25 protein-coding genes are annotated in these 24,100 nt (G+C 58.9%); 14 read left to right on the top strand and 11 right to left on the bottom strand.

Annotated elements, in window-relative coordinates; all coding sequences use genetic code 11:
* Window positions 1–14 precede the first annotated feature (14 nt).
* The 4 genes from INT39_RS19260 to nirK all read right to left on the bottom strand — a co-directional run bounded on the left by INT39_RS19260 (window position 15) and on the right by nirK (window position 3,142).
* On the bottom strand, window positions 15–641 hold the full coding sequence (locus INT39_RS19260) for an FMN-binding negative transcriptional regulator (protein ID WP_193075609.1): 627 nt from the start codon (window positions 639–641) through the stop codon (window positions 15–17).
* 49 nt (window positions 642–690) lie between these two features.
* Window positions 691–1,215, bottom strand: coding sequence for a M48 family metallopeptidase (locus INT39_RS19255; RefSeq protein WP_193075608.1), 525 nt, complete (start codon window positions 1,213–1,215; stop codon window positions 691–693).
* The gene (locus INT39_RS19250; RefSeq protein ID WP_193075607.1) at window positions 1,212–1,622 is read right to left on the bottom strand and encodes a PH domain-containing protein; all 411 of its coding nucleotides are present in this window, start codon (window positions 1,620–1,622) and stop codon (window positions 1,212–1,214) included. Before INT39_RS19250 ends, INT39_RS19255 begins: the two co-directional genes overlap by 4 nt.
* A gap of 131 nt (window positions 1,623–1,753) precedes the next feature.
* Window positions 1,754–3,142, bottom strand: a complete 1,389-nt coding sequence (nirK, locus tag INT39_RS19245; RefSeq protein WP_193075606.1) for a copper-containing nitrite reductase — start codon at window positions 3,140–3,142, stop codon at window positions 1,754–1,756.
* A gap of 312 nt (window positions 3,143–3,454) precedes the next feature.
* On the opposite strand from nirK, the gene INT39_RS19240 reads away from it, so the two are divergent.
* The 4 genes from INT39_RS19240 to INT39_RS19225 all read left to right on the top strand — a co-directional run bounded on the left by INT39_RS19240 (window position 3,455) and on the right by INT39_RS19225 (window position 7,890).
* Complete coding sequence (locus INT39_RS19240; protein WP_193075605.1) at window positions 3,455–4,708, top strand: RNA polymerase sigma factor; 1,254 nt, start codon at window positions 3,455–3,457, stop codon at window positions 4,706–4,708.
* An 89-nt stretch (window positions 4,709–4,797) separates the two neighbouring features.
* A complete protein-coding gene (locus INT39_RS19235; protein WP_193075604.1) occupies window positions 4,798–5,157 on the top strand; it encodes a YciI family protein in 360 nt (119 codons plus the stop codon).
* 31 nt (window positions 5,158–5,188) lie between these two features.
* On the top strand, window positions 5,189–5,542 hold the full coding sequence (locus INT39_RS19230) for a DUF1428 domain-containing protein (protein ID WP_193075603.1): 354 nt from the start codon (window positions 5,189–5,191) through the stop codon (window positions 5,540–5,542).
* A gap of 224 nt (window positions 5,543–5,766) precedes the next feature.
* Window positions 5,767–7,890 (top strand): phosphatase PAP2 family protein, encoded by a 2,124-nt coding sequence (locus INT39_RS19225; protein WP_193075602.1) that lies wholly within the window; start codon window positions 5,767–5,769, stop codon window positions 7,888–7,890.
* A 51-nt stretch (window positions 7,891–7,941) separates the two neighbouring features.
* On the opposite strand, the gene INT39_RS19220 is transcribed toward INT39_RS19225, so the two are convergent.
* On the bottom strand, window positions 7,942–8,913 hold the full coding sequence (locus INT39_RS19220; RefSeq protein ID WP_193075601.1) for an AraC family transcriptional regulator: 972 nt from the start codon (window positions 8,911–8,913) through the stop codon (window positions 7,942–7,944).
* 328 nt (window positions 8,914–9,241) lie between these two features.
* Between INT39_RS19220 and INT39_RS19215 the strand changes: the two genes are divergently transcribed.
* From INT39_RS19215 to INT39_RS19205, 3 genes are all read left to right on the top strand, one after another.
* Window positions 9,242–10,396: an efflux RND transporter periplasmic adaptor subunit gene (locus INT39_RS19215; protein ID WP_193075600.1), complete on the top strand. Its 1,155-nt coding sequence runs from the start codon at window positions 9,242–9,244 to the stop codon at window positions 10,394–10,396.
* A gap of 76 nt (window positions 10,397–10,472) precedes the next feature.
* Window positions 10,473–13,670, top strand: a complete 3,198-nt coding sequence (locus INT39_RS19210; protein WP_193075599.1) for an efflux RND transporter permease subunit — start codon at window positions 10,473–10,475, stop codon at window positions 13,668–13,670.
* A complete protein-coding gene (locus INT39_RS19205; protein WP_193075598.1) occupies window positions 13,663–15,069 on the top strand; it encodes an efflux transporter outer membrane subunit in 1,407 nt (468 codons plus the stop codon). Before INT39_RS19210 ends, INT39_RS19205 begins: the two co-directional genes overlap by 8 nt.
* An 80-nt stretch (window positions 15,070–15,149) precedes the next feature.
* Here the strand turns inward: INT39_RS19205 and INT39_RS19200 are convergent, their stop codons facing one another.
* A complete protein-coding gene (locus tag INT39_RS19200) occupies window positions 15,150–15,818 on the bottom strand; it encodes a 5'-methylthioadenosine/S-adenosylhomocysteine nucleosidase (RefSeq protein ID WP_226944903.1) in 669 nt (222 codons plus the stop codon).
* 201 nt (window positions 15,819–16,019) lie between these two features.
* Here INT39_RS19200 and queC point away from each other — a divergent pair, with 201 nt between their 5' ends.
* The 7 genes from queC to INT39_RS19165 all read left to right on the top strand — a co-directional run bounded on the left by queC (window position 16,020) and on the right by INT39_RS19165 (window position 20,138).
* The gene (gene queC / locus INT39_RS19195) at window positions 16,020–16,727 is read left to right on the top strand and encodes a 7-cyano-7-deazaguanine synthase QueC (protein ID WP_193075597.1); all 708 of its coding nucleotides are present in this window, start codon (window positions 16,020–16,022) and stop codon (window positions 16,725–16,727) included.
* Complete coding sequence (gene queD / locus INT39_RS19190) at window positions 16,715–17,071, top strand: 6-carboxytetrahydropterin synthase QueD (RefSeq protein ID WP_193075596.1); 357 nt, start codon at window positions 16,715–16,717, stop codon at window positions 17,069–17,071. The genes queC and queD overlap by 13 nt, the downstream gene beginning before the upstream one ends.
* Window positions 17,068–17,784, top strand: a complete 717-nt coding sequence (gene queE, locus INT39_RS19185) for a 7-carboxy-7-deazaguanine synthase QueE (protein ID WP_193075595.1) — start codon at window positions 17,068–17,070, stop codon at window positions 17,782–17,784. Before queD ends, queE begins: the two co-directional genes overlap by 4 nt.
* Window positions 17,785–17,898: 114 nt before the next feature.
* On the top strand, window positions 17,899–18,228 hold the full coding sequence (locus INT39_RS19180) for a YegP family protein (RefSeq protein ID WP_193075594.1): 330 nt from the start codon (window positions 17,899–17,901) through the stop codon (window positions 18,226–18,228).
* A gap of 210 nt (window positions 18,229–18,438) precedes the next feature.
* On the top strand, window positions 18,439–19,110 hold the full coding sequence (locus tag INT39_RS19175; RefSeq protein WP_193075593.1) for a CsgG/HfaB family protein: 672 nt from the start codon (window positions 18,439–18,441) through the stop codon (window positions 19,108–19,110).
* A gap of 24 nt (window positions 19,111–19,134) precedes the next feature.
* Entirely contained in the window at window positions 19,135–19,485 is a 351-nt protein-coding gene (locus INT39_RS19170) for a DUF4810 domain-containing protein (RefSeq protein ID WP_193075677.1), read from the top strand.
* The gene (locus INT39_RS19165) at window positions 19,485–20,138 is read left to right on the top strand and encodes a DUF799 domain-containing protein (protein ID WP_193075592.1); all 654 of its coding nucleotides are present in this window, start codon (window positions 19,485–19,487) and stop codon (window positions 20,136–20,138) included. Before INT39_RS19170 ends, INT39_RS19165 begins: the two co-directional genes overlap by 1 nt.
* Window positions 20,139–20,325: 187 nt before the next feature.
* Here the strand turns inward: INT39_RS19165 and INT39_RS19160 are convergent, their stop codons facing one another.
* From INT39_RS19160 to INT39_RS19140, 5 genes are all read right to left on the bottom strand, one after another.
* Complete coding sequence (locus INT39_RS19160; RefSeq protein ID WP_193075591.1) at window positions 20,326–20,694, bottom strand: barstar family protein; 369 nt, start codon at window positions 20,692–20,694, stop codon at window positions 20,326–20,328.
* Window position 20,695: 1 nt separating this feature from the next.
* Window positions 20,696–21,091 carry a ribonuclease domain-containing protein gene (locus INT39_RS22865; protein ID WP_319021392.1) on the bottom strand — a complete coding sequence of 132 codons (396 nt, stop codon included), beginning with the start codon at window positions 21,089–21,091 and terminating at the stop codon, window positions 20,696–20,698.
* A gap of 52 nt (window positions 21,092–21,143) precedes the next feature.
* Complete coding sequence (locus tag INT39_RS19150; RefSeq protein WP_193075590.1) at window positions 21,144–22,088, bottom strand: redoxin domain-containing protein; 945 nt, start codon at window positions 22,086–22,088, stop codon at window positions 21,144–21,146.
* Between the two features lie 89 nt (window positions 22,089–22,177).
* Window positions 22,178–22,816, bottom strand: coding sequence for an FMN-dependent NADH-azoreductase (locus INT39_RS19145; protein WP_193075589.1), 639 nt, complete (start codon window positions 22,814–22,816; stop codon window positions 22,178–22,180).
* A gap of 62 nt (window positions 22,817–22,878) precedes the next feature.
* Window positions 22,879–24,090: an NAD(P)/FAD-dependent oxidoreductase gene (locus tag INT39_RS19140; RefSeq protein WP_193075588.1), complete on the bottom strand. Its 1,212-nt coding sequence runs from the start codon at window positions 24,088–24,090 to the stop codon at window positions 22,879–22,881.
* Window positions 24,091–24,100: the final 10 nt, after the last annotated feature.

Genomic DNA, 24,100 nt, shown 5'->3' with positions numbered 1-24,100 from the left:
GAGCCAATCCTGGGTTACCTGATAAGTTTTGCCATGGCCTGGCAGGCGCCTTTTGCATCATTTTCAAGTCCAGCCCTTACCCCAACCCTGTTCTGCTCCGGCTGGTTCTGGCTCGCCTTCAACTTGCCTGTCAGCGCTTCAATCTTGATCTCTATACCAACAATAGCCTGCACCAAACGGTCAGTGAATTCCGATGGCGCATCATCCACGGACCAGGGATCTTCCCTTTCAGACTCATGCTGGTCTGTTAACTGCCGCAGGTGCTGCTTCAGCCAAGCCGGATCCTGGACAAGCTGAGCATTGCCCTCGGCATGGATAGCCAGATAATTCCAGGTTGGCACAACCCGGCCGGTTTCTGCCTTGGTTGGATACCATGCTGGTGACACGTATGCATCTGGCCCCTGAAAGACCACAAGAACCCGAGCCCCCTCCTGCAGCCGCTTCCAGACGGGATTACTTCGCGCCAGATGGCACTGAAGATATCCCAGAGAGCCGTCATCCCCAGAAACCAGATGGAACGGGACATGATTAGCTTCAATCCCCTCACCATCGGCAACGATCAGCAACCCAAAACCGTAATCGCGAATATATTGCTGGAGCTGTTCTGTATCTTTTTCCTTAAAGTGATTAGGAACATACATCCAGGGTAACTCCTTGATTAAAGCTGTAAACCCAGAACCTTCAAGGCGGCTAAAGAGGGGCGCTCTTCTCACTTGCCCCATTTATTTCTCGAAAAGTAAGAAACAACCGCAGATCCAGTTCCAACTGATGGTAGTCCGCCTGCATATGCTGACAGAGCTGGTAGAAGGCCTTGTTATGCTCCTTCTCACGCAGGTGCGCAAGCTCATGCACTACGACCATTCGCAGCAGCGCCTCCGGCAAGGTTTTCAGCAAGGCTGAAACTTTGATTTCGTTCTTGCGCTTGAGTTTATTGCCCTGCACGCGGCTGACGAACTGATGCTGACCGAGCGCGTTGTCGATCACATGCATGCGCGTATCAAAGAACACCTTGCTTATCGGCCCACTGCTGCGCATGTGCTGCTGTTTAAGGCGCTGGGTATAGTCGTAGAGCGCGGCATCAGTCTGGATCGAGTGCCCGCTGTCCGGCGGGTAGCGGCGCTGCAACCAGGCACGCAGCTGATCATTGTCGATCAGCTGCTGCACCTGCTGCTTGATCTCAGGACCGTAGCCGTTCAGATACCTGAGCACAGTCACCCCAGCGGATTGCTGACACTTTCGATATCGCGCTTGACCTGCATGGGATCATCAATCCCCTTGAAGGTCACATCGCTGATACCTCGGCCGGTGATCTTGACGGTACCGTAGCCGAACAGCCGTCCGCCGATACCCTGCTCAATCTCGACCGTCTCGATTGACTGCAGCTTCATTTCTTCCGTGTTGCGGCTGATGATGCCGCGCTTGAGAATGACGCGCTTATTGGTCACGCCCTGCTCCAGGTGCTTCAGCTTGAGGTATTCATAGAGCGCGAGAATCAGCGTGAGGCCCAGCGTAGGAATAGCCAGCACCAACCAGAGATACATAGGCACTCGAGCGAACCAGTGCAGCGGAAAAAGCGCTTCGATTTTCTCGCCTGAAGACAGCGATTCTTCGATATAAGTCATGGTGACGGCTCCGTGGGCGCAGTAGAGATTAAATCAAGCAGGCGAGTTTACAGCAAATTCTGCCCCTGATTTTTCTCAAAAAAACGCCCCGGAGCATTGCTGCCTCCGGGGCGCTGGTCACAGCAGGCCGATCAGTGACCGCTGTTCGGGTCTATCTTCTCCTGAGTCTTGAAAATCTCATCATTTGCCTCGCCATTGACGGTCAGGATACCGGCCAGCCCTTTCTCGGCGCGGGACAACGCGTGATCCACCAGGATGTACTTGCCGGGATACTCGGTCTTGAACTCCACCATAGTGGCACCGCCCGGGGGAACCAGAGTGGTCTGCACGTCGGTCAGCGGCGGGCTGGTCAGGGATGCCTGGTCGTACACCCGGTCAAAGATCTCGCCGATGACATGGAAGCTGGACACCAGGTTGGGGCCGCCGACACCGAAGAAAATGCGCACGGTTTCGTCAACGTTGGATTCCATCTTGTGAGTGGCAGACAGGGCATCCATAGAGCCGTTGAACATCATGTGCTCAGGACGCTCGTCGAGCAACTTGTCCAGGGAGAACTCCTGCAGACCGGCCGAGCCATGGCGCTGCGCGGTATACAGCTCGCCCTGCATCACGTAGTACTCGCGATCCACCTTGGACAGGCCACCTTCAGGCTCCACCAGGATCATGCCGTACATACCGTTGGTGATGTGCTGAGCCACCATGGGTGTTGCGCAGTGGTAGACATACAGGCCGGGGGCCAGCGCCTTGAACGAGAAGCTCTTGGAGTGGCCAGGCGCAACCTGGGTCACTGCGGCGCCGCCGCCGGGGCCTGTCACAGCATGGAAGTCGACCGAATGGATATGCGCGCTATCGGGAGCGTTCTTCAGGTTGATATTGACGGTATCGCCCACCCGCACCCGCAACATCGGGCCGGGAACGGTATTGTTGAAGGTCCAGAACTTGTAGCTGGCGCCATCGCTCAGGCGACCTTCTACCTCGGTGGCTTCCAGATCGACAGTCAGCTCCTTGGGCCCACGCTTGCCCACTGGCTCACCCACCTCGCTGGGGTTTTTCGACAGATCCGGGAACTGACTGGCCGCCGTTTCCTGAGCGTCACCCACGATCATCTTGCCGAACATACCCGCCGCCTTGTGTCCCGGCAGCGAACACAGATACTCGAAAATCCCGCTCTTGTTCGCCCGGAAGACCACGGCGGTCGCCGAACCCTTGCCGCCGATCTGGTCGGATTTCACATTGAAATCAGGGATGGCAAAATCATGCAGAGCGCCGTCGCCGTTGACGATGTTGATCTGCACTACAGTGTCTTCTGCCACCCGGATATCAGGGTTCACCTGACCCTTGGTGGGCCCGGCCTCACTGATGTAGACCAGCTTGCCATCGGCAATATCGGTGCGCAGGGTAATGACCACATCGGGCACATATTTCACGTTGTCGGTGCCACTGGGGTGGTCGGCCAATGCCGGCACACCCAATCCGACAAGCGCGCAGAAGGTAAAGAAATAGAGAAGAATAGCTCTCATGGATTTGATCCCGGATCAGGTGAAACCCTGCCACTGCAGAGTCGAAACATGCTCGGGAGAGAGCGAAAAACATCCAACTATCGTCGGCATTGATCTTTCCCAAGCTTCATGCTCAGGCTACATTCAGCAGGTACGCGCCCCCTTGATGGATATCAATTCAACGGGGAACATGGAGGCTGGAGGGCGTGGTCAGTTGTCGCAGGGATAGAAACAGCAAGGGTACGACTACAGGCGTTGATGCGGCTGACGACCGACTTTCTCGAATAGGACGATATTCCATACATCTGATGCCAGAGACCCCGAGCTGCCACCATGAGCGTCATTCCCACTTCCCCGCCACTTATCGAGCAGATCTACCGCGACCACTCTCGTCGGGTCCTGGCGACGCTGATCAGACTGCTTAACGACTTCAATCTGGCCGAGGAGTGTCTGCAGGAAGCCTTCATCGCTGCCCTACGGCAATGGCCCCAGGAAGGCATCCCCGACAACCCGGCCGCGTGGCTAATCAGCACCGGCCACCGGCGTGGCATAGACCAGATCCGCCGCAACCAGACCGCGCGCCGCCATGCCCATCTGGTGGAGCCTGACGACCCACTCACGGTGGAAGCCGACGAAACGCCCATCAATGACGATCTGCTGCGATTGCTGTTCACCTGCTGTCACCCGGCGCTGGCCGTGGAAGCCCGAGTGGCGCTGACCCTGCGGGAAATGTGCGGCCTCACTACCGAGCAGGTTGCTCGAGCGCTGCTGCAGCGGCCCGCCACTGTGGCGCAGCGCATCGTCCGCGCCAAACGCAAGATCCGCGACGCTGGCATCCCTTACAAGGTGCCGGACAATCATGAACTGCCGCAACGGCTGCCCGACGTGCTCAAGGTGATCTACCTGGTGTTCAATGAGGGGTATTCGCGTAGCGAAGGGCTACATATTCTTGATGTCAGCCTCGTGGACGAAGCCATCCGGCTGGCCGAATCACTCGCCCGACTGCTACCCCACGGAGAGGTGTTCGGGCTCGCCGCCCTGATGTACCTGCAGCACTCGCGCCGCGATGCCCGCCAGGATCAGGATGGTGAACTGGTGACACTGGAACAACAGGACCGCAGCCTCTGGCATCAGGCCGATATCCGTCTCGGCCTCGACTGGCTGGCCCGGGCGCTGCAACTCACGCCTGTCGCCCCCTATACGCTGCAGGCTTCTATCGCAGCGGAGCATGCCACCGCCAAGCGTGCCAACGACACCAACTGGAAGCGGATCGTTCTGCTTTACGATGCCCTGCACCGGCAACAGCCTTCCGCCGTGATAGCTCTCAACCGCGCAGTGGCGGTGGCCATGCACGACTCGCCACAGGAGGGGCTGCGTCTGCTGGGCCAACTCAGCTCCACCAAAGAAGTGCTCAATTACCATCTGTTTCATGCGGCGCGCGCCGACCTGCTGCGCCGCACAGGCGACCTCGAAGCGGCCCGATTGGCTTACCAGCGGGCGCTGACATTGGTGACTCAGGAGCCGGAACAACGCTTTCTAGCGCGACAGCTGCGCTTACTGGAAGAGCAACTCGCCAGCCAATCATAAAAAATTCATCAGAAAATCGACATGGCTGTCGATCTGCTCTTCGTCCGCACGACTCAAGGTAACTACCCACCAGAGGAGGTCAACGCACCATGAAATATGTCGCACTGGTGTACTACCAGGAGAGTCTTATCGAAGCCATGACCGAGCAGGAGTGGCATGACCTCAATCAGCAATGCATCGCTGGCGTCGAGCGGCTGACCGCTGCGGGCAAGTACGTCACCGGTCAGCCACTGCAACCGGTGACGACAGCCACCACGGTTCGGGTGCGCAACGGGGAGACGCTGATTACCGATGGCCCCTTTGCTGAAACCAAGGAGCAGCTGGCCGGCTTCTACCTGCTCGAAGCCAATGACCTGAACGAAGCGATCCAGCTTGCCAGCCGCATACCGCCGGCGCGCCTCGGCAGCATCGAAGTGCGGCCCACCCGTGAACTACCACCGAAAGACTGAACAGTCCCGAATACCGGAACAGGAGATAAACATGAACTATATCGACGGATTTGTCGCAGCGGTGCCCACCGCCAATCAGGACGCCTATATCCACCACGCCCGCCTGGCTGCGGAGGTCTTCAAGGAACATGGCGCACTGCGGGTAACCGAATGCTGGGGTGACGATGTCCCCGAGGGCGAGACCACGTCCTTTTCCATGGCCGTGAAGCGCCAGCCCGAGGAAACCGTGGTCTTTGCCTGGATCGAATGGCCCTCCCGTGAAGTGCGGGATGCCGGCATGGCGAAGGTCATGCAGGATCCCCGCTTGCAGCCAGACGCCAACCCCATGCCTTTTGATGGTAAGCGCCTGATCTATGGCGGGTTCCGCATGCTATTGGATGAGTAAGCTCGTTCCACTTTTGCCGGCCGGGATCTCTCAGCAGAGGGTATTCCCGGCTAAACGGGCCATGCACTGAACATGGCCCGACTACATCCCCCTGACTCCTGCCTTGAAACTGCAATAGCCACGTAACACAACCTTCCTATAGTCCCGTGCTAGACACATCGCTGCGCTCCAGCAGGCGGTCACGTCACTTACCCATTTGATCCAGCCCTGAAAGCGAGACACTCATGCACTACCACTCCCTGCGTGGCGCCCTGCCGGCACGCCTGGCTTTGGCGATCGCGGTCGCCATTTCCCTGTCCGCCTGTAAAAACAGCAGTTCGAGCAGCGACCACTCACCCGTCACAATTGAAAAACCTGCCAAGCCTGCCGGTCTGGACAACGAGCAGACCGTCGCTCTGCCCGAAGTCAGCTATCCATTACCCGCCATCCGCTTTGCGGACAATAACGCAGATGGCACCGCCCGCTGGGTATTGGCTGACAACCCCATGGCCCACCTCCTGGACGGTATCAATTCCATATGGCAGGGCACCTCGGATCATTACCAGCAAGGCGCATCCGGTGACGGTCCAGACCATTATCTGGCTGACCCCATCGTCGATGCCGCAGCCTGGGAAGCCAACATTCAATATGTGATCGACGTCACCAGGGCCCGCTCCGATGATGAAGCGATCCTGGCCTTTCTCGATGACGTACGGTCAAAGAACTACAGCGTCATCGATGGCCTCGGGCCGCTGACCGAAGCTTACGTAGCAGCCTCCGGCGCCTATACCGATATTCCGGTACCCAGCGTCAGCCAGGTTCTGCAGGACGAGCACTTTCAATCCGGCGTGAACGACGGAATCATCTGGGCCGGAAATCAGAACGCCCCGGAACTGGGCGCCGTGGTGCGCCTGGTCGACGCCTTCCGCCAGCGCGCGCCAGCCTCGACCAACGCGTCTAAATACATCTTCTCGACCCCGCGCCCCTGGCGCATGAACGACCTCGGCGAGATCGAGTATCTCGGCACCGACAAGAACTACCAGTGCATGGATTCCAGCGGAGCAACAACCAGCCGCGTCATCGACACCTACATCACCAGCGTCAGCGTCGTCCCCGGCCTGATGTGCGCCCGCCGTCAGCACAGCGCAGGCGATTACGATAAAGGCCTGTATACGATCGAGACCGAGAACCGCCGCAAGGATGGCGGCTATCCCAGCGGACATACCAATGCCGGCTACCTCGCTTCCATGGCCTACGCCTACGCCCTGCCCCAGCGCTACTCGGAAATGCTCACCCGCGCCTCCCTGTTGGGTGAGAGCCGAATCATTGCCGGCATGCACTCCCCGGTTGATGTCATCGGCGGCCGTATCCATTCGATGATCGTCACCGCCCATGCGCTCAACCAGCCGCACCTTCTCGACGACGCCACAGCCGCCTACCAGGCCGCGCAGCAGTATTTCGGTGATATGGCAGCAGCCGAAGAGATGGATCTGTACGAATACGCCCATCGTCCGGTGAATAACGAGGCAGGCTTGACCGATGGTGCCTTCATTCGCACTGAGGTCTTCAATACCAGCAAGTATGACGACAACGAGCTGAACAAGGAGCTGTACCGCTTCCGCATGACCTACGGCTTGCCCCATGACGAGACCAAAGCAGGTCAGGCCCCTGTGGTACCCGAAGGTGCCGAAGCGCTGCTGGCCACCCGCCTGCCCTATCTGACCGCCGAACAGCGCCGCGCAGTGCTGTACACCACCGCGATCGATTCGGGCTACCCGATACTGGACGACACCAATGGCTGGGGGCGCCTTGATCTGGTCACCGCAGCGGATGGCTACGGCGCTTTCATTGGCGACGTCACGGCCGACATGGATGCGAGCCAGGATGGTTTCAACCGGCGGGACCAGTGGCGCAACGACATTTTCGGCGAAGGTCGCCTGACCAAGGCCGGCAGCGGGCACCTGGTGCTGACCGGTGAGAATACCTATACCGGCGGCACACTGGTGCAAGGCGGCACCCTGGAAGCCGGTTCCACCAGCGCCTTCGGCGAAGGGGATCTGTATGTGGAAGACGGTACCCTGCGAGTAGACGTGGAAGGTACGCTGACGATCGAGGGGAACCTGACCATGGACGCCGGCATCCTGTCGCTGAGCACGGATGGCAATGACATTCCGGTGAAAGCCAGCGGCATCGTCTATATCGATGGAGGTTCGCTGCAGTTGGACTTCGCAAACACCCCTGCGACCGGCACGCAGATTACCCTGCTCTCCGGTCAGGCGGTGACCGGGGCGTTTGATAGCGTGGATGCAGGCGACGTAGACGTGGAACTGGTTTACGACAGTAACAGTGTGGCTGCGGTCGTACTGTAACGCCGTAGCGTAAAGCGAGAAAAGGCGGTATCAGGAATGCCTGATCGTTGATCAGGCAGGCATCCCTATACGCGTTTCACGGCGCAGCTTGGTGACGTCTGCGCGCGGCGGCGCCCCGAACATGCGGCTGTATTCGCGGCTGAAGTGCGAGGGGCTTTCGTAGCCGACCCGATAGCTGGCCGTCGCGGCTTCGAGGCCTTCGCTGAGCATCAACCTCCGCGCCTCGTGCAAGCGCAGCTTCTTCTGAAACTGTACCGGCGACATGCACGTGACCTGCTTGAAGCTGTGATACAACGCTGACTCACTCATATTCACGTCTTCCGCCAGCTCGCGCACCCGCAGCGGCTCGGCAAAACGGCTCTTGAGCACGGAAATTACCCGGGAAATTCGATGTGACTGGCTATCGGCAGAAACAAATTCGCGCATACGCGGGCCCATCTCCCCGACCAGCGCGCGGTAGATGATTTCGCGTTGAATCAAGGGTGCCAGCACCTTCGCATCGGTTGGCGAATCGAGTAGCTGCACCAGCCGGGTCATGGCGTCGAGGATGCCCAGATCAACTTGGGCGATGCACAGGCCGCAGGCTGAATAAGGGCAGTCAGTTGGCTCTCTGGCCGCCGCGGCATCTCCCAATTGCAACACCAGATCAGCTACCTCTGCCGGATCGATACTGATCTTTACCGCCAGGTAGGGCTGCTCTGGCGAGGCGTCGATCACTCTCCCCCTCACCGGCAGGTCGACACTGGACACCATATAGCTGAGCGCGCCATAGACGATTTCCCGGTCGCCCAGCTCCACCGTCTTGCGGCCTTGGGCAATGACACACAACGAGGGCTCATACACGGTAGACACACAACCGGAGGGGGCATCGATGCGAAACAGCTCCAGACCGGGAATGATGGTTTTGTGAATGCCCTCGGTGGTGATTCTGGATGAGACCAGATCAGCCAATTGCCGGCACATGGGTTCGGCGGGTGGCTGTATCGAGGCAAGTTCAGGGGGCGAGTGGACAATATTGAGCATGGAAGACCTCCAGGGAGTGAAGGCAGTATATACAGGATCAGACAAGGCCCAAGCCCCGAGCCGACGATCTGCAGGAATAGGCAACAATCCAGCAGGATCGCTCAAGCCATCATGTATAAAGCCCTGCAAAGATGAAACAATCACGTTTTGACAGGCTTCGAGAGCTGGAAAACGCAAGATTGCGAAACCGCTATAAATAGGATCAGGCAATCATGCGACAGTAACGCGCTACCCGTTACAACAACACTGGCTTTAATGTTCGTTCCACCAAGGCGCCCCGCGCCAACGACTTGAACCAGTGATCCCTGACGGGAAGCGAGAACAGACCATGCATGCAATCCCCTTCAATCAAGCCAAAGTGGCTCTGCTCGGCGGCCTGCTGTTGCTCGTCCTGGCCGGCTGCGATGCTCGGGGTCAGGCCCAGGATAATGCTACGCCACCACCACCCGAAGTTGAGGTGGCCGAGGTCAACGCCGAGCCGGTGACCATCTGGGGTGCATTCAGCGGCCGGGTCGAAGCACCCCAAACCGTGGAACTGCGCCCGCGGGTCAGCGGGTACATTGATCAGGTCAACTTCGAAGAAGGCGAACTGGTCAGCGAAGGCGACGTGCTGTTCGTCATCGACCCACGCCCTTATAAAGCCCACGTGCAACTGGCCGAGGCCGAACTGGCACGCATGCGCAGCCAGTTGACGCTGGCCAGCAGCGAGGCGGCCCGCTCCGAACAGTTATGGGAGCGCCGGGCGATCTCCCGCGAAGAGTTCGAACAGCGCAATGCGGCGAAGACCATGGCCCAGGCCGCAGTGAATTCCGCAGCTGCGGCACTGCAAAGCGCCCAACTGGATCTGGAATACACCCAGATCAAAGCGCCGGTCAGTGGCCGTATCGGCCGCGCCGAGGTAACCCGTGGCAACCTGGCGACCATCGATGCCACCCTGCTGGCAACTCTCGTCTCAGTTGATCCGCTGTATGTGTATTTCGAAAGTGATCAGCAGACCGCGCAGGACAATCCCCACGGTCAGGCTGTACCGGTACGTATCGGGCTGTCGGGCCAGCAGGACTTCCCCTACCGTGGCCAACTGGACTTCGTCGACAACCAGTACAACGCACGCACCGGCACCCTGCAGTACCGCGCCCAGGTAGCCAACCCCGACGGCAAGCTGCGTCCCGGTCAGTTTGCCCGGGTGGAAATGCCGGTGGCCAACGCCTCCGCTGCCCTGCTGGTGGATCAGAAGGCGGTGCTGACCGACCAGGATCGCCGCTACCTGTATGTACTGGGTGACGACAACAAGGTAGAGCGGCGCACCGTGGAAACCGGCCGCCGGGTGGGCAAGCTGCTGGTCATTACCGCCGGTCTGAGCGAAGGCGAGCGGGTGGTGGTCAACGGCCTGCAGAAGATCGCCTTCCCCGGCATGGAAGTGCTGCCCCAGCGGGTAGCGATGCGCCCCGATCCGGCGCCCATGGTAGTGGCCACGGTGCCGTAACGCCCCGACCCCGCCTGCATTTTTCAATTAACTGATACGGGCGCGTCTCCCGGATGCGTTCCGGGAGGCTGTTGCCGTGAATTTTTCGCGTTTCTTTGTGGACAGACCGATCTTCGCTTCGGTGCTGTCGATCATCATCTTCGTGGTCGGGCTGATCAGCATTCCGCTGCTGCCGGTCAGCGAGTATCCGGAGGTGGTGCCGCCCAGCGTACTGGTCAGCGCCAGCTACCCGGGCGCCAACCCCAAGACCATTTCCGAGACCGTGGCCACGCCATTGGAAGAAGCCATCAACGGCGTCGAGGACATGATCTACATGAAATCGGTGGCCGGCAGTGACGGCAGTCTGGCGCTGACCGTGACCTTCGCCCTGGGCACCGACCCGGATCAGGCCCAGGTGCAGGTACAGAACCGCGTCTCCCAGGCGCTGCCGCGCCTGCCCGAAGACGTGCGCCAGCTCGGTGTGACCACCCAGAAGCAGTCGCCCACCCTGATGATGGCGGTGCACCTCACCTCGCCGGACGACAGCCTGGACGCCACCTACATCCGCAACTACGCGGTCCTGCATATCCGCGACGAACTGGCGCGTATCCCCGGCGTCGGCCAGGCCGGTCTGTTTGGCTCCGGTGACTACGCCATGCGCCTGTGGATCGACCCGCAGCGAGCCGCCGCGTTGGGCGTCACTGCGGGCGATATCAGCGCTGCGGTCCGTGAACAGAATATTCAGGTATCGGCCGGCCAGATCGGCGCACCGCCCATGCCGAATGGCTCCGACCTGCTGATCTCCATCAACGCCAAGGGCCGTCTGGAGTCGGTCGAAGAGTTCGAGAACATCGTACTGAAAACCGGTGAGCAAGGTGAGGTGACTTTGCTGAGAGACGTGGCACGGGTTGAGCTGGCTGCCTCGCAGGATGCGTTGCGGGCGCTGCTGAATAACCGCCAGGCCGTTGCCCTACCGATCTTTCAGGCACCCGGTTCCAACTCGCTGGAAGTCTCTGCGGCGATACGGGCCAAAATGGCCGAGCTGGCCGAAGACTTTCCCGAGGGCCTGAGCTGGGAGATTGCCTACGACCCGACCGTGTTCGTCAGCACCTCCATCAAGGCCGTGATCATGACTCTGCTGGAGGCCGTCGCGCTGGTGGTGCTGGTGGTGATCCTGTTTCTGCAGACTTGGCGCGCCTCGCTGATCCCCCTGCTAGCCGTGCCGGTGTCCATCGTTGGTACCTTCTCCGTCCTGCTGCTGATGGGCTTTTCCATCAATACCCTGACCCTGTTCGCCATGGTGCTGGCGATTGGCATCGTGGTGGACGACGCCATCGTGGTGGTGGAAAACGTCGAACGTAATATCGAAGAAGGTCTGGCACCATTGGCCGCGGCGCATCAGGCGATGCGCGAAGTGAGCGGGCCCATCGTCGCCATCAGTCTCGTGCTCTGCGCGGTATTCGTGCCCATGGCCTTTCTGGACGGCATCACCGGCCAGTTCTACCGCCAGTTCGCCATGACCATCGCAATTGCCACGGTGATCTCAGCGATCAACTCCCTGACCCTGTCGCCCGCTCTGGCAGCAGCTCTGTTGAAACCCCACGGGGCAGCGCCGGATCTGCCGGCGCGGGTCATTGATCGCCTGTTTGGCTGGATCTTCCGCCCCTTCAACCGTTTTTTTCTGCGCAACGCGCAGCGCTATGAATCACTGGTCGGTCACAGCCTGAGTCGTCGTGGCTGGGTGTTCGGGGTGTATCTGTTGCTGCTGGGCGGCACCGCATTCATGTTTACCCAGGTGCCCGGCGGTTTTATCCCCACCCAGGACAAAACCTACCTGATCGGCAGTATTCGTCTGCCTGAAGGCGCCTCGCTGGATCGTACCGAAGCCGTTGCGCGGCGGGTCAGTGAGCTGGCGCTGGAAACTGAAGGCGTCGCCGATGCCCTGGCCTTTGTCGGCTTCAACGCGCTGCAAGGCACCAACACGCCGAACGTCGGTACGGTGTTCATGGTGTTCGATGACTTCGCCGACCGCGACCGCACCGCCCAGGAAATATCTGATGAGATCAACGCCAAACTGGCCGACGTCAACGAAGGCTTCGCCATTACCTTCATGCCGCCACCGGTGTTCGGGCTGGGCGCAGGCTCGGGGTATTCGCTCTACGTACAGGATCGACGCGGCGCCGGTTATGGCGAACTGCAAACCGCCACCAATGATCTGGCGCTGGCGCTGAGTGAAACACCGGGCATGTTCTACCCGTTCAGCTCCTACCAGGCCAACGTTCCCCAGTTGGATGCAGATGTGGATCGTATCCAGGCCAAGGCCCAGGGGGTGCGGCTGGATGACCTGTTCGGTAGCCTGCAGCTGTACTTCGGCTCTCAGTACATCAACGACTTCAACCTGTTCGGTCGCACCTACCGGGTCATGGCCCAGGCGGATGCGCAGTTCCGTGATAACCCCAGCGACATCGACCACCTGTATACGCGCAACGCCAATAACCAGATGGTGCCGCTCAATACCATGGTCACCCTGCGCGAAAGCTTCGGGCCGGACCCGGTGATCCGCTACAACGGCTACCCGGCGGCGGACCTGATTGGCCAGTCCGACCCCGGCCTGCTGTCTTCGGCGCAGACGCTTGCCGCCGTCATGGGCGTTGCGGAAGAGGTATTGCCAGCAGGCATGTCACTGGAATGGACCGACCTGAGCTTCCAGCAGGTTACCCAGGGCAATGCCGCCATGGTGGTCTTCCCGGTGGCTCTGCTGTTGGTGTTCCTGGTGCTCGCCGCGCTGTATGAAAGCTGGGTAATGCCACTGGCGGTGATCCTGATCGTACCGATGTGTCTGCTCGCTGCGCTGTTTGGCGTGTGGCTGGTCGGCGGCGACAACAACATTTTTGTGCAGGTCGGCCTGGTAGTGCTGATGGGCCTGGCGTGCAAGAACGCCATCCTGATCGTCGAGTTTGCCCGGGAGCTGGAACTGCAGGGCCGCGACACCATCAGCGCCGCGCTGGAAGCCAGCCGTCTGCGCCTACGCCCGATCATCATGACCTCGGTCGCCTTTATCGCTGGCGTCGTGCCGTTGGTACTGGCCACCGGCGCCGGTGCCGAGGTGCGTAACGCCATGGGCATTACGGTGTTCACCGGAATGATCGGCGTGACCCTGTTCGGCCTGCTGCTGACACCGGTGTTCTACGTCGCCCTGCGGACCCTGGCCAAGCGTTTTGCTAAGGGAGATACGCCTGTCGGAGAGCCGAAAAAAGAGTCAGAAGCAGCATTGGGAGGAGAGTCGTATGAATAAGCTGGCAGGTATCTTCGCCATGGCCGCGCTGGCCAGCGCCTGCGCGGTCGGCCCGGATTATCAATCACCGGGGCCAGTGCAACTGGAGCAGTTTTCCAATGATCAGAGCGCACCAACGATCAGCTCCACCAACAACGACCGGCTGTTCTGGCAAGGCTTCGACGACCCCATCCTGGCCAGGCTGATCGAACAGACCATGAGCTCCAACCTGAGCCTGCAAGCGGCACTGGCCCGCTATCAGGAAGCAGAAGCCCTGTTGCGCGGCTCGCGCCGCGACCAATTACCCAGCGTAACCGCCGGTGCTGGCGTGGCCGGCCAACGCCTCGCGGAAGTGGAGCGCACCCGGCCGGATCAGGAGCGTGTGGAGTCATATCAGGCCGGTGTCGCGCTCAGCTGGGAGCTGGACCTATTCGGCCGACTGCGCCGCGCTACCGAGGCCAGCGCAGCAGAACTGCAGGCCGCCGGTGCAGACCAACAGACTCTGCAGGTAGCGCTCGCTGGCCAGATGGCCAGCAGTTACTTCCAGCTGCGCGGCCTGCAACAGCAACTGCGGGTAGCTGAGGAGAACGTCAGCCTGCAGCAGGCATCGCTGGATATCGTCAGTGCACGACTGGAAGCCGGCCGCGGCACCCTGTTCGATCAGGTACGGGCCCGCGCCCAACTGGATGCCACCCGGGCAGAGATTCCCCAACTCAAAGCCGATATCGGTGCCGCCATGCACCGCATCGCGGTACTGACCGGCCAGACGCCCACCGCCCTGGTATCCCTGCTTGAAGTAGCTGCGGATCTCCCGGACAACCGCCCATCCATCGCCGCCGGCAGCCCTGGCGACGTACTGCGCCGACGCCCCGATATCCAGGCCGCTGAACGGCGGATGGCAGCAGCCAGCGCGCGTATTGGCATCGCCACCGCCGACCTGTTCCCGCGCTTCACCCTCGGTGCCCTGCTCGGCTCGCTGGCCGGTACCGGCTCGGATCTCTTTACCGCCGGCGCACAGACCGGCCGTGTCGCCCTGGGTATCGACTGGTCCTTCCTCGACCGCGCCATGGTTCAATCACGCGTAGACGCCGCCGACGCCCGCTATGCAGAACTGCTCGCCGACTACCGGCAGACAGTGCTGCTGGCACTGGAGGAAACAGAAACCTGGCTGCTGCGCTACCAGCAATCGCACGAACGCACGGCCTTGCTGCAAAGCGCCACCGACGCCGCCACCCAGGCCGTGGAGCAGGCGCGGGACCGTTACGACCAGGGCTTTATCGGCTACTTCGAACTGCTGGCAGCGGAGCAGGAACTGACCGCCATGCGTGACAATCTGGTGCAGAGTCAGACAGCCATGGTGTTGGCGATGGTAAATGTGTATCGGGCGTTGGCGGGGGCACCGATGTCGTCAAGCGTATGAGCAAGCGAGCACCGCAGGGTGGCGGTACTCCCTCCCGGTAAGAGGCCCCACAGGAGCCCAAGGTTTGCCAGTGGACCTGTTCAACAGGCTGGCCGAGCAATATGAGTTGAACTCACCACTGGTAAGCCCGCGGCCATCAGATCGACAGCCGCAGCCAGCTTCTCATCGATGACATGAAGATACTCCGTCCAGTCATCGACGTGATGCAGTTCCGCCTTGCCATCCGAAATACCGCGCAACGCGATAAGCGGCACATCAAAATGCATGCAGGCGCGCAGGCAAGCGTAGCTCTCCATGTCCACCATCTGGGCAGAGATGGCGTCATAAGCTGGGCCCGACACAATGTTGGCGCCGGTGGAGAGCGTCGCTTCCGGTAGACCAGGAATCCGCAGCGGCAACGGCACAGTCGCCGACAGCGCGAGAAAAGGCGTGACTCCCTTATCAAAGCCCAGCGCGCTGGCGTCCATGTCGCGGTAGGCAACCGACGTCGCCTGATAGACCTCGGTCTGTTCCAGCACCCGGCTTCCAGCCGAGCCCAACGACACCACCAGATCAGGCAGACTCCCCCGCAGGGCCAGAGCAGCCAGCGCCGCTGTGAGCTGTACCGCCGCCTCGACCGGACCTATGCCGGTCATCAGCGGAGTAAAGCGTTGCTGGAGGTGCGGGCCGTACTCGGCCTTGTCCGCCATCACAAAGAGAATGTTACGGCCTGCCAGGGTGGTCAGGACGGAGGTACAAGTGCTCATCATCAGTATCGCTTGCATTGCCGATGGGTATTGCACCGCAGTGTACCCTTTTCAGGCAGCGGCCTGATGGTTGACTCTGCCACGTGAACGGAAACAGCGACGAAGTGCGTTTTCTCTCCATTACCTTGGACAAGATGGTTCCGGCCGTTACAATGCTCTCCGCTTCACCCGGTCGCAGCCTACCCGGAAAAAACAAGGAAACCTATGAACGCATTATTGATCTGCTCCGGCGGATTCGACTCCGTGACGCTCGCCTACCGGCTGGCGGCGGAGCAGTCCCTCGGCACCCTGTTGACCTTCGACTACGGTCAGCGCCACCGCAAAGAAATCGATGCCGCCCGCCTCGCCGCCGAGCGACTCGCGGTGCCCCATGTGGTAATGGATATCGGCCATATCGGCCGCCAACTGTCGGGCTCGGCCCTGACCGACGACATCGCTGTGCCACACGGTCACTACACCGAAGAGAACATGAAAGTGACGGTGGTGCCCAACCGCAACGCCATCATGCTCACCATCGCCTTCGGTGTGGCCGCTGCCCGCGGTCTCGACACCGTGGCCCTGGCGGTACACGGCGGCGATCACTTCATCTATCCCGACTGCCGCCCCGACTTCATCCGCCTGTTTGGCGAGATGCAGAGCAAAGCACTGGAGGGTGTGGCTGACGTCGCACTACTCGCCCCCTACGTCGACGCGGATAAGACCGCGATCGCCCGTGACGCGGCGCGCTTTTCGGTGCCCATCTCCGATACATGGTCCTGCTACGAAGGCGGCGATCTGCACTGCGGCCGCTGCGGTACCTGCGTGGAGCGCATCGAAGCCATGGTGCTGGCCGACGTGACCGATCCCACACCTTATCAAGACCAGCAATACTGGCAGGAAGCAGTCTCGAGGGTGAAGCCATGTACACCATAAAGAAAGAGTTTCACTTCTCCGCCTCCCATCAACTCAAGCAGATGCCCGAGGGACACCCCTGCGCCCGTCTGCATGGCCACAACTATGTGGTGGTGCTTGAGCTGAAGAGCGAAAGCCTTGACCAATACGGCTTCGTCCGCGACTACCTGGAACTCAAGGCGTTCAAGGACTACATCGACGCCGAGCTGGATCACCGCCATCTGAACGAAGTGCTGGGGGACGAATGCACCACCGCCGAGCGTCTGGCCAGACACTTGTACGAATGGGCCCAGGTTCGCTGGCCTGAAGTGAGTGCAATAGCGGTATCGGAAACGCCCAAGACCTGGGCGGAATACCGACCATGATTGCCATCAGTGAAATCTTCGGCCCCACAATTCAGGGTGAGGGAGCGCTGATCGGCTTGCCCACCGTTTTTGTGCGCACCGGCGGCTGCGATTTTCGCTGCAGCTGGTGCGACACCCTCTATGCGGTGGAGCCACGTTTCAAGAAGGATTGGCAGAGCATGAGCGCCGAAGCAATCCTGTCCGAGGTGAACCGGCTGAGTGGCGGCGAGCCCATATTGGTAACACTCTCTGGCGGCAACCCGGCGCTGCAGCCGCTCGACGAACTGCTACAGCTCGGTCACCAGCAAGGCCACAGCTTCGCCATGGAAACTCAAGGCAGCAAGGCCCAAACCTGGTTCAATAAGCTCGACCACCTCACCCTCAGCCCCAAGCCACCCTCCTCGGACATGCCCTTTCGCCGGGAGCGTTTCGAGGCCTGCCTGACTGCTGCCGGGTCCGATACCAAGGCCAGTCTCAAACTGGTGATAGCCGACGAGGCGGATTACCAATGGGCAAAAGCGCTGTCCGCCGACTACCCACAACTGCCGCTGTACCTGCAACCCTGCAACACCGCACCGGCTACTCCCGAGCAGCCGGAACGCGAGACCGACGTGGAAGCGCTGAACACCCAGTTACGCTGGCTGGTGGAGCGGGTAACCGCCGACCGCTGGTATCGGCCCCGGATACTACCGCAGCTGCATGTGTTGATATGGAATAACGAGCGAGGGGTATAACGACGATGCCAATGCCTTTTTCTCCTCGGATTAGCGCAGCGGCAAATCCTGAGCTTTAATGATTGAGCACAGCGAGCCGGCATATGCTGCGGCTCATTATTCCAGGAGAGCAATATGGCAGGTAAATTTGAGGTCTATCAGGACAAGGCTGGGGAATACCGCTTCCGACTCAATGCGTCCAATGGGCAGAGCATCCTTGCCAGTGAAGGGTACAAAACCAAAGCCAGCTGCATGAACGGAGTCGAATCGATCAAAAGCAATGCTTCGGATGACAGTCGCTACGAGCGCAAGCAGTCCAACTCAGGCAAGTTCATGTTCAATCTGAAAGCGGCAAACCATCAGGTCATTGGTACCAGCCAGCTTTATGAAGCCGTTGCCTCCCGCGACAATGGCATCGAGTCCGTCAAGAAGCACGCACCCGAGGCCACAGTAGTAGAGGTTTGATGACTTCCCCCCTCTCCCAGGTCAGGAGAAGGGGGGTATCTGTTTCGCGGCCCCTCGTCACCCAGTGGCACCAGTCTGCTCACGGGACAAGATCCGTTCTGGCTGCCCCCGGTGATTCTTGCTTTGCATGTTGTAATGCCACATCAATATCAATTAATCTTCAGCCCGCCTCATCACAGCCAACTCCGTTACTTGAAGGGACTCGCCCGAATGAATAAAAATATGGCCGCCATTGCTGCCTTTTGCACATTAATTATGCTCGCAGGTTGTGCCACGGAAAGTTCGCGCACACTGGAAGTACCCAAGGTAGCCAGCTATGGCAGCCAGTATCAGGGACAGCGTAACCAGATCGCGGTGGGGAAGTTTGATAACCGCTCAAGCTACCAGCGGGGAATTTTCTCCGATGGAGTCGATCGCCTCGGCAATCAGGCAAAGACCACACTAGTTACCCACCTGCAGCAGACCAATCGTTTTAATGTACTGGATCGCACCAATATGGAAGAAATACGTGCCGAAGCCGGGATCAGCGGTCAACAGCAGGCCCTGAAAGGCGCTTCTTTTGTCATTACCGGGGATGTCACCGAGTTTGGCCGCAAGGTAGTTGGTGATCAACAACTGTTCGGCATTCTGGGCCGCGGCATGACCCAGGTCGCCTATGCCAAAGTCGCGCTTAACGTGGTGAATGTGCACACCTCTGAAGTGACATTCTCTGTACAAGGTGCCGGTGAGTATGAACTCTCCAATCGGGAAGTGATCGGCTTCGGTGGTACTGCAGGCTATGACGCCACGCTCAATGGCAAGGTGCTCGATCTGGCAATTAGAGAGGCCGTCAACAACTTGGTAACTGGCATGGAAAGCGGCGCATGGCGCCCTGCCCCCTAAACACAAGGAAGCAACGTGAACACCATGATCAAAACCGGTGGCCTGCTATTGCTGGTCACACTGGCCACTGGCTGTGTCCAGACACCCCCGAAGCTTTATCAGTGGGATAGCTATCAGCCGTCTGTCTATCAGCATTACCAGGCAGACACTGCCAATTTAACTGAGCAGGTTGAGATACTCGAAGCAGCCGTGGAAAAAGCCCAGGCAGGCGGGGTCAGTGTACCTCCAGGCCTGCATGCCCACCTTGGCATGTTGTATTTCAATACTGGGCGCGAACAAGATGCACGTGTGCAGTTTGCCGCCGAGAAAGCACTGTTCCCTGAGTCCACACACTTTATGGACTACATTCTCAAAGCGCAGAAGGATATGCCGTGATGATGAGAATCAGCGCCCTCCTGATGGTTTGCATGACCACCTTACTCGCCGGGTGCGCCACACCGACACCCTACGATTATTCCGCCTTCCGCGAAAGCAATCCACGTTCGATTCTAGTGCTACCGCCAGTCAACCGAACGCTGGATACCAAAGCCAGCTACAGCTTCCTGTCCCAAGTTACCTACCCGTTGGCGGAGTCGGGTTACTACGTACTGCCAGTGGCAGTAGTAGATGAAACCTTCCGCGAAAACGGCATGGTCAACCCGGAAGACATTCACGGCTTAACGCTGGACAAGCTACAGACTGTCTTCGGTGCTGATGCCGCGCTGTACATCACCATCAACCAGTACGGTACCAGCTACCAACTGATAGCGAGTGACACTCGGGTCACTGCCGAAGCGTCCCTGGTAGATATGCGCAGTGGTCAATTGCTGTGGAAAGGCGCAGCTACTGCATCCAGTACCGAGCAAGGCAGCAATTCCGGCGGTGGGCTAGTGGGCATCCTGGTGCAAGCTCTTGTAGATCAGATAGCCAATTCCATTACCGACCGCAGTTACCAGATTGCTGGAATAACCAGTACAAGACTGCTGTCAGCTGATATGCCTAATGGCGTGCTGCACGGGCCTCGCTCGCCCAAGTACGTACGCCAATAAAACGATAAGTGCTCTCAGCACTTTCAGCGTCAGTTAAAGCAACCCCCAATCGAAGCTGCCCGGTTAACCGGGCGGCTTCCAAGCTACGCACTTCATGCGACGGGGCCAAAGGAGTTCAGGCAAGAGCTTTTAGCCTTGCGTGCCACCTCAACCGACGAAAGGGAGCGGAGTCCGTTCCGGAGTCGAGTCATTCGACCTCTGCATCACTGTATATCTCCACCCGCAATCCATGCTCACGGGACTTAGCATAAGCACAGAGGTCCGTCATCAACTGAATCCAGTCCGCCAGATCAGCCTTATCCACCTCCGCCGCGCCATCAATTGAAAAACGCCAGAGTGCAGGCTCTACTAACTGATCCACCTCATCAAGCAACAGGTCATAGGCTGCATCCCAGTTCTCACCGAAATAATCCGGAAAACGGAAAGACTCGCTGAGCGCCCGCAACAGGGTCGACTTGTTCAGCTTGTTACCTGCATCCAGCGCGATGGCCAGTTGATCAAGCTGGCCCCTTGGCTGCCAGGTGATGGCCGCTGGCTGGCTGGCTGCTGTGCTCATCTCAATGCCCCTTGATGCGGGTGAAGGAACGGTAATGATCCTCCGTGTAATAGAACTCCACAGGCGGATTGCCACCTGTCACCACTCGCCGTGGGCCGCGGTGTGATAAGCCCGGCGTGTCCACCGTGTATTCCCGGTAGTACCCCCTCGGCTTGATCGGCAACAGCCGCTCCCGATTTTCAAAGGTGATGCCATCACGCTGGTAGGGAAATGGCCCCTTCCGACTGATCCGCTCCAGCGTGTTGTACAGCTGCTGGTCCTGTGCCGACAGCTGCGAGTGGCTGGCGGAGCCAGACTGAGTAAAGCCGGCGCCATCGATAAAGGCATCGAGATGCCCACCCTGCTGGAGCTGGAACAGGCCAAAGGCAAAGGCCAGAACAAGTAAAATTTTCTTCACGGTACGTATTCAAGTCCTTTGTAGTAGCGCAATGAGTGGGGAAACTCCACCCTTATTTTTCATAGCTTTTCAGTTCACTGACAATCTTGTTTTCGTCAGAAAAATCAGTGACCCGAGCCACGACCGCATCATTTTTAATGATTAAAAGTGTTGGGAGGTCATGGATATCGTATTTATGAAACAAGCGATTGCTTTTGTCTATCTGCATTGAATGCGCTATTGAATATTTTCTTCTGTATTCCGCCATGTCTTCATCGCCAGTCCACAAGCGATTTATCACACCAAGCCAGGAGATATCGGCGGTTTCCTTGAAAACAGAATTTATTGTGTTTTGCGCTGCAGCGCAGCGCTCAGCGGACACTGGCCGCGTTTCTTTCAAATACCAATCACACCAGGTGGCAGTGAAAAACAGAGCATGTACATCACCATCATTGGTATCGATCGATATATCAGGTTCGTCCTCATTCAACACGGACGAGTCAATTATCTTGTCTTTCTCCGACAGGCTTCGGGAAACCAGGTCAATCTTATTATCCAGTGAGGAATCGGCTTCATGCCCCAGATGAATCAGGTTCATCTGCTTATCAAATAAAAGATGGTAAGGCGTACCGATAAGGCGGAATTTCTGGGCCAGATCACCACCTTCATCAATGGCCATCGGCATCGTTAATCCAAATTCTGCAATCGTGTCTTGTACCGCACGCAGGTCATCATTGAGGCCCAGGTTTATGCCGATGACTTCAATCTCGTCGCCATATTTTTCCTGGACATGCTCGAAGTGCGGCATCTGCTGGCGGCATGGCTGGCACCAGGTTGCCCAAAACTTCAAATACACAGGCTTTTCACCTTTGTATTCGGCCAAGCTGACAGTCTCTCCTGAGATAAGGTGTATGGGCGCGTTCAGCAGCTCATCAGGTAAACCGTCGGCAGCGGAGTGAGTGGCAATGAACAGCATCATGAAAATAATTTTATTTATATGGATCAGGTAGTTACGCATCAATCAGTCCTATTTTGATAGCAGGATGAGGAGTATCGATTGCAGTGCCCGGCTACCGCACTCACCATTCGGCAGGAGCCGCTTGCTGCTCATTGAGCCGCTCCAAGTATTGCTCTGCCAATATTCGTCGTATCCATGGTTGAGATCAGAGCTTCCCGATCTGCGTTCAGCTGCTCCTCATCGAGAAATGCCGTCGCTTGCAGAGGAAAGAACTGCAACGAAGTTACGCCCACGCATCCAAATGCAGCAGTCAGGTAAGGGATGAGAAAATCGGGCTGTTTTGCGTGGTCACCTGTGAATATACCGCCGGAGGCAATCCCAATATAGACTGGCTTGTCTTGCAGCAGGCCAATTTTCTCTCCCGTGGATGCGGCACCAATCGTGCGGCCCATCCGCAGAACCTGATCGATCCAGGCCTTGAGTACCGAAGGCACAGTGAAGTTGTTCATCGGCGTACCAATCACCAGCACGTCCGCAGCTTCCACCTCCTGGATCAATTGCTCCGACAGACGTACGGCGCTATCCGACTGCCCCGCTGCCAACTCCCCAGGTGACGAGATCGCCGTGGCGTAGCTGGTCTCCGCGTGCAGTATGGGCTCCCGCCCCAGATCACGGCGAGTGACATGAGCAGCGGGATCCACGGCGAGCAGCCGCGCAATGATGGCTGCCGACAATTTCCGGCTATGCGAATTGGGCCTGGGACTACAGTCAATCAGCAGTATGTTCATATCACCTCCGGCCATGGCCTCGTGAAAGGAGCAGAGCGATCGGGTAAGACCGCTCTGTTCGTTCAAGCAACAACGATGCGGCTGGGATCCGCCAGGGCAAAGACTTCAGCGCGATCGCCACTCGGGGGATAGATCCACTCGGTATTGATCTTCGTCTTCAGCGCCTTGGCCTCTGCACCAGCCAGCTTTACCTGGCGATCCCAGCCTTCCGTGTAGACGGCGCCCCAGGGGCCCAGGTCCAGGCACGTCACGTACTGCGGCTGGCTATACGGGATCGGCTCCTCACCGATCAGATCTGCAGCCACATTATGGCCTGCGGAGCGCCCGAGATTCATGGCGTGCTGACAGGACATCATTGCGTAATTCCCATCTTCATCGGTGGCCGCGTAGGCGCAGTCGCCCGTGGCGTAGACCGTATCGAGGCCGTTGACCTTCAGATTACGATCAACATGAAGCCGACCGAAGTTGTCGCGCTGCGCCGGGATTTGCGCGGTCAGCTTGCTGGCGCGCGCGCCAGCGGTCCAGATAACAGTATCAGCCTCGATATATTCCCCATTCTCGAGCGTGACTCCTTTCGCATCGATGCCAGCAGCGCCGGAGCCGAGCTTCCAAGTGACTCCCAGCTCAGCCAGCGCTTGGGTAATCACTGGCCGCGGACCGGCACCCAGATCCGGGCCCACGTCGGTATTGCGCTCAATCATGATCACGCGCACTGCTGCATCGTGACCGAGGACTTGGCGTAAGCGGGCTGGCATTTCGGCCGCGGTCTCGATGCCAGTGAAGCCGGCGCCGGCAACGACCACGGTATTGCGCCCTGCACTTTCCGCCCGACTGGCCAAACCATGGATATGTGTCTCGAGTTTCGCAGCGTCAGCAATCTGGTCAACATTGAATGCATGCTCAGCCAGCCCCGGGATCGGCGGACAATTCAACCGGCTGCCCGCAGCGAGTACCAGGCGGTCATAGCTGATGGACCGACGCGATGTATCCAGGCCGGTACCGGCAATGTTCACCTGCTGGTTCGTCACATCGATGTGCTCGACCAGCCCCTGAATGAACGCAACACCGGTCGCCTGGAAAATGTCCTGCAATGATGCCTTCATTCCCTCGGGATTATGCTCATACAAGCGGGGCCGGACATGCAGCTCCGGTTCTGGCGCAATCAGTACGACCTCCACGTCGGTGCGCCCCGCCTGATCGAGCAGACGAGCGGCGCCCAGCGCGCTCCACATACCGGCAAAACCGGCACCTATGACAAGAATACGTTGCGACATGCGTTATGCT

The organism is Pseudomonas sp. FME51 (genome assembly GCF_014897305.1).
Note: the sequence above shows the minus strand (reverse complement) of the source record. Positions and strands in the feature narration are given on the sequence as shown.

What these genes read in the sequence shown, in the direction of transcription:
- INT39_RS19145 (WP_193075589.1), bottom strand. Translation starts at nt 22,816, where the DNA reads ATGAACATACTGCTGATTGACTGTAGTCCCAGGCCCAATTCGCATAGC.
- INT39_RS19150 (WP_193075590.1), bottom strand. Translation starts at nt 22,088, where the DNA reads ATGCGTAACTACCTGATCCATATAAATAAAATTATTTTCATGATGCTG.
- nirK (WP_193075606.1), bottom strand. Translation starts at nt 3,142, where the DNA reads ATGAGAGCTATTCTTCTCTATTTCTTTACCTTCTGCGCGCTTGTCGGA.
- INT39_RS19220 (WP_193075601.1), bottom strand. Translation starts at nt 8,913, where the DNA reads ATGCTCAATATTGTCCACTCGCCCCCTGAACTTGCCTCGATACAGCCA.
- INT39_RS19175 (WP_193075593.1), top strand. Translation starts at nt 18,439, where the DNA reads ATGAATAAAAATATGGCCGCCATTGCTGCCTTTTGCACATTAATTATG.
- INT39_RS19215 (WP_193075600.1), top strand. Translation starts at nt 9,242, where the DNA reads ATGCATGCAATCCCCTTCAATCAAGCCAAAGTGGCTCTGCTCGGCGGC.
- INT39_RS19180 (WP_193075594.1), top strand. Translation starts at nt 17,899, where the DNA reads ATGGCAGGTAAATTTGAGGTCTATCAGGACAAGGCTGGGGAATACCGC.
- INT39_RS19235 (WP_193075604.1), top strand. Translation starts at nt 4,798, where the DNA reads ATGAAATATGTCGCACTGGTGTACTACCAGGAGAGTCTTATCGAAGCC.
- INT39_RS19170 (WP_193075677.1), top strand. Translation starts at nt 19,135, where the DNA reads ATGATCAAAACCGGTGGCCTGCTATTGCTGGTCACACTGGCCACTGGC.
- INT39_RS19260 (WP_193075609.1), bottom strand. Translation starts at nt 641, where the DNA reads ATGTATGTTCCTAATCACTTTAAGGAAAAAGATACAGAACAGCTCCAG.
- queD (WP_193075596.1), top strand. Translation starts at nt 16,715, where the DNA reads ATGTACACCATAAAGAAAGAGTTTCACTTCTCCGCCTCCCATCAACTC.
- queC (WP_193075597.1), top strand. Translation starts at nt 16,020, where the DNA reads ATGAACGCATTATTGATCTGCTCCGGCGGATTCGACTCCGTGACGCTC.
- INT39_RS19165 (WP_193075592.1), top strand. Translation starts at nt 19,485, where the DNA reads ATGATGAGAATCAGCGCCCTCCTGATGGTTTGCATGACCACCTTACTC.
- INT39_RS19200 (WP_226944903.1), bottom strand. Translation starts at nt 15,818, where the DNA reads ATGATGAGCACTTGTACCTCCGTCCTGACCACCCTGGCAGGCCGTAAC.
- queE (WP_193075595.1), top strand. Translation starts at nt 17,068, where the DNA reads ATGATTGCCATCAGTGAAATCTTCGGCCCCACAATTCAGGGTGAGGGA.
- INT39_RS19240 (WP_193075605.1), top strand. Translation starts at nt 3,455, where the DNA reads ATGAGCGTCATTCCCACTTCCCCGCCACTTATCGAGCAGATCTACCGC.
- INT39_RS19160 (WP_193075591.1), bottom strand. Translation starts at nt 20,694, where the DNA reads ATGAGCACAGCAGCCAGCCAGCCAGCGGCCATCACCTGGCAGCCAAGG.
- INT39_RS19205 (WP_193075598.1), top strand. Translation starts at nt 13,663, where the DNA reads ATGAATAAGCTGGCAGGTATCTTCGCCATGGCCGCGCTGGCCAGCGCC.
- INT39_RS19140 (WP_193075588.1), bottom strand. Translation starts at nt 24,090, where the DNA reads ATGTCGCAACGTATTCTTGTCATAGGTGCCGGTTTTGCCGGTATGTGG.
- INT39_RS19230 (WP_193075603.1), top strand. Translation starts at nt 5,189, where the DNA reads ATGAACTATATCGACGGATTTGTCGCAGCGGTGCCCACCGCCAATCAG.
- INT39_RS19225 (WP_193075602.1), top strand. Translation starts at nt 5,767, where the DNA reads ATGCACTACCACTCCCTGCGTGGCGCCCTGCCGGCACGCCTGGCTTTG.
- INT39_RS19250 (WP_193075607.1), bottom strand. Translation starts at nt 1,622, where the DNA reads ATGACTTATATCGAAGAATCGCTGTCTTCAGGCGAGAAAATCGAAGCG.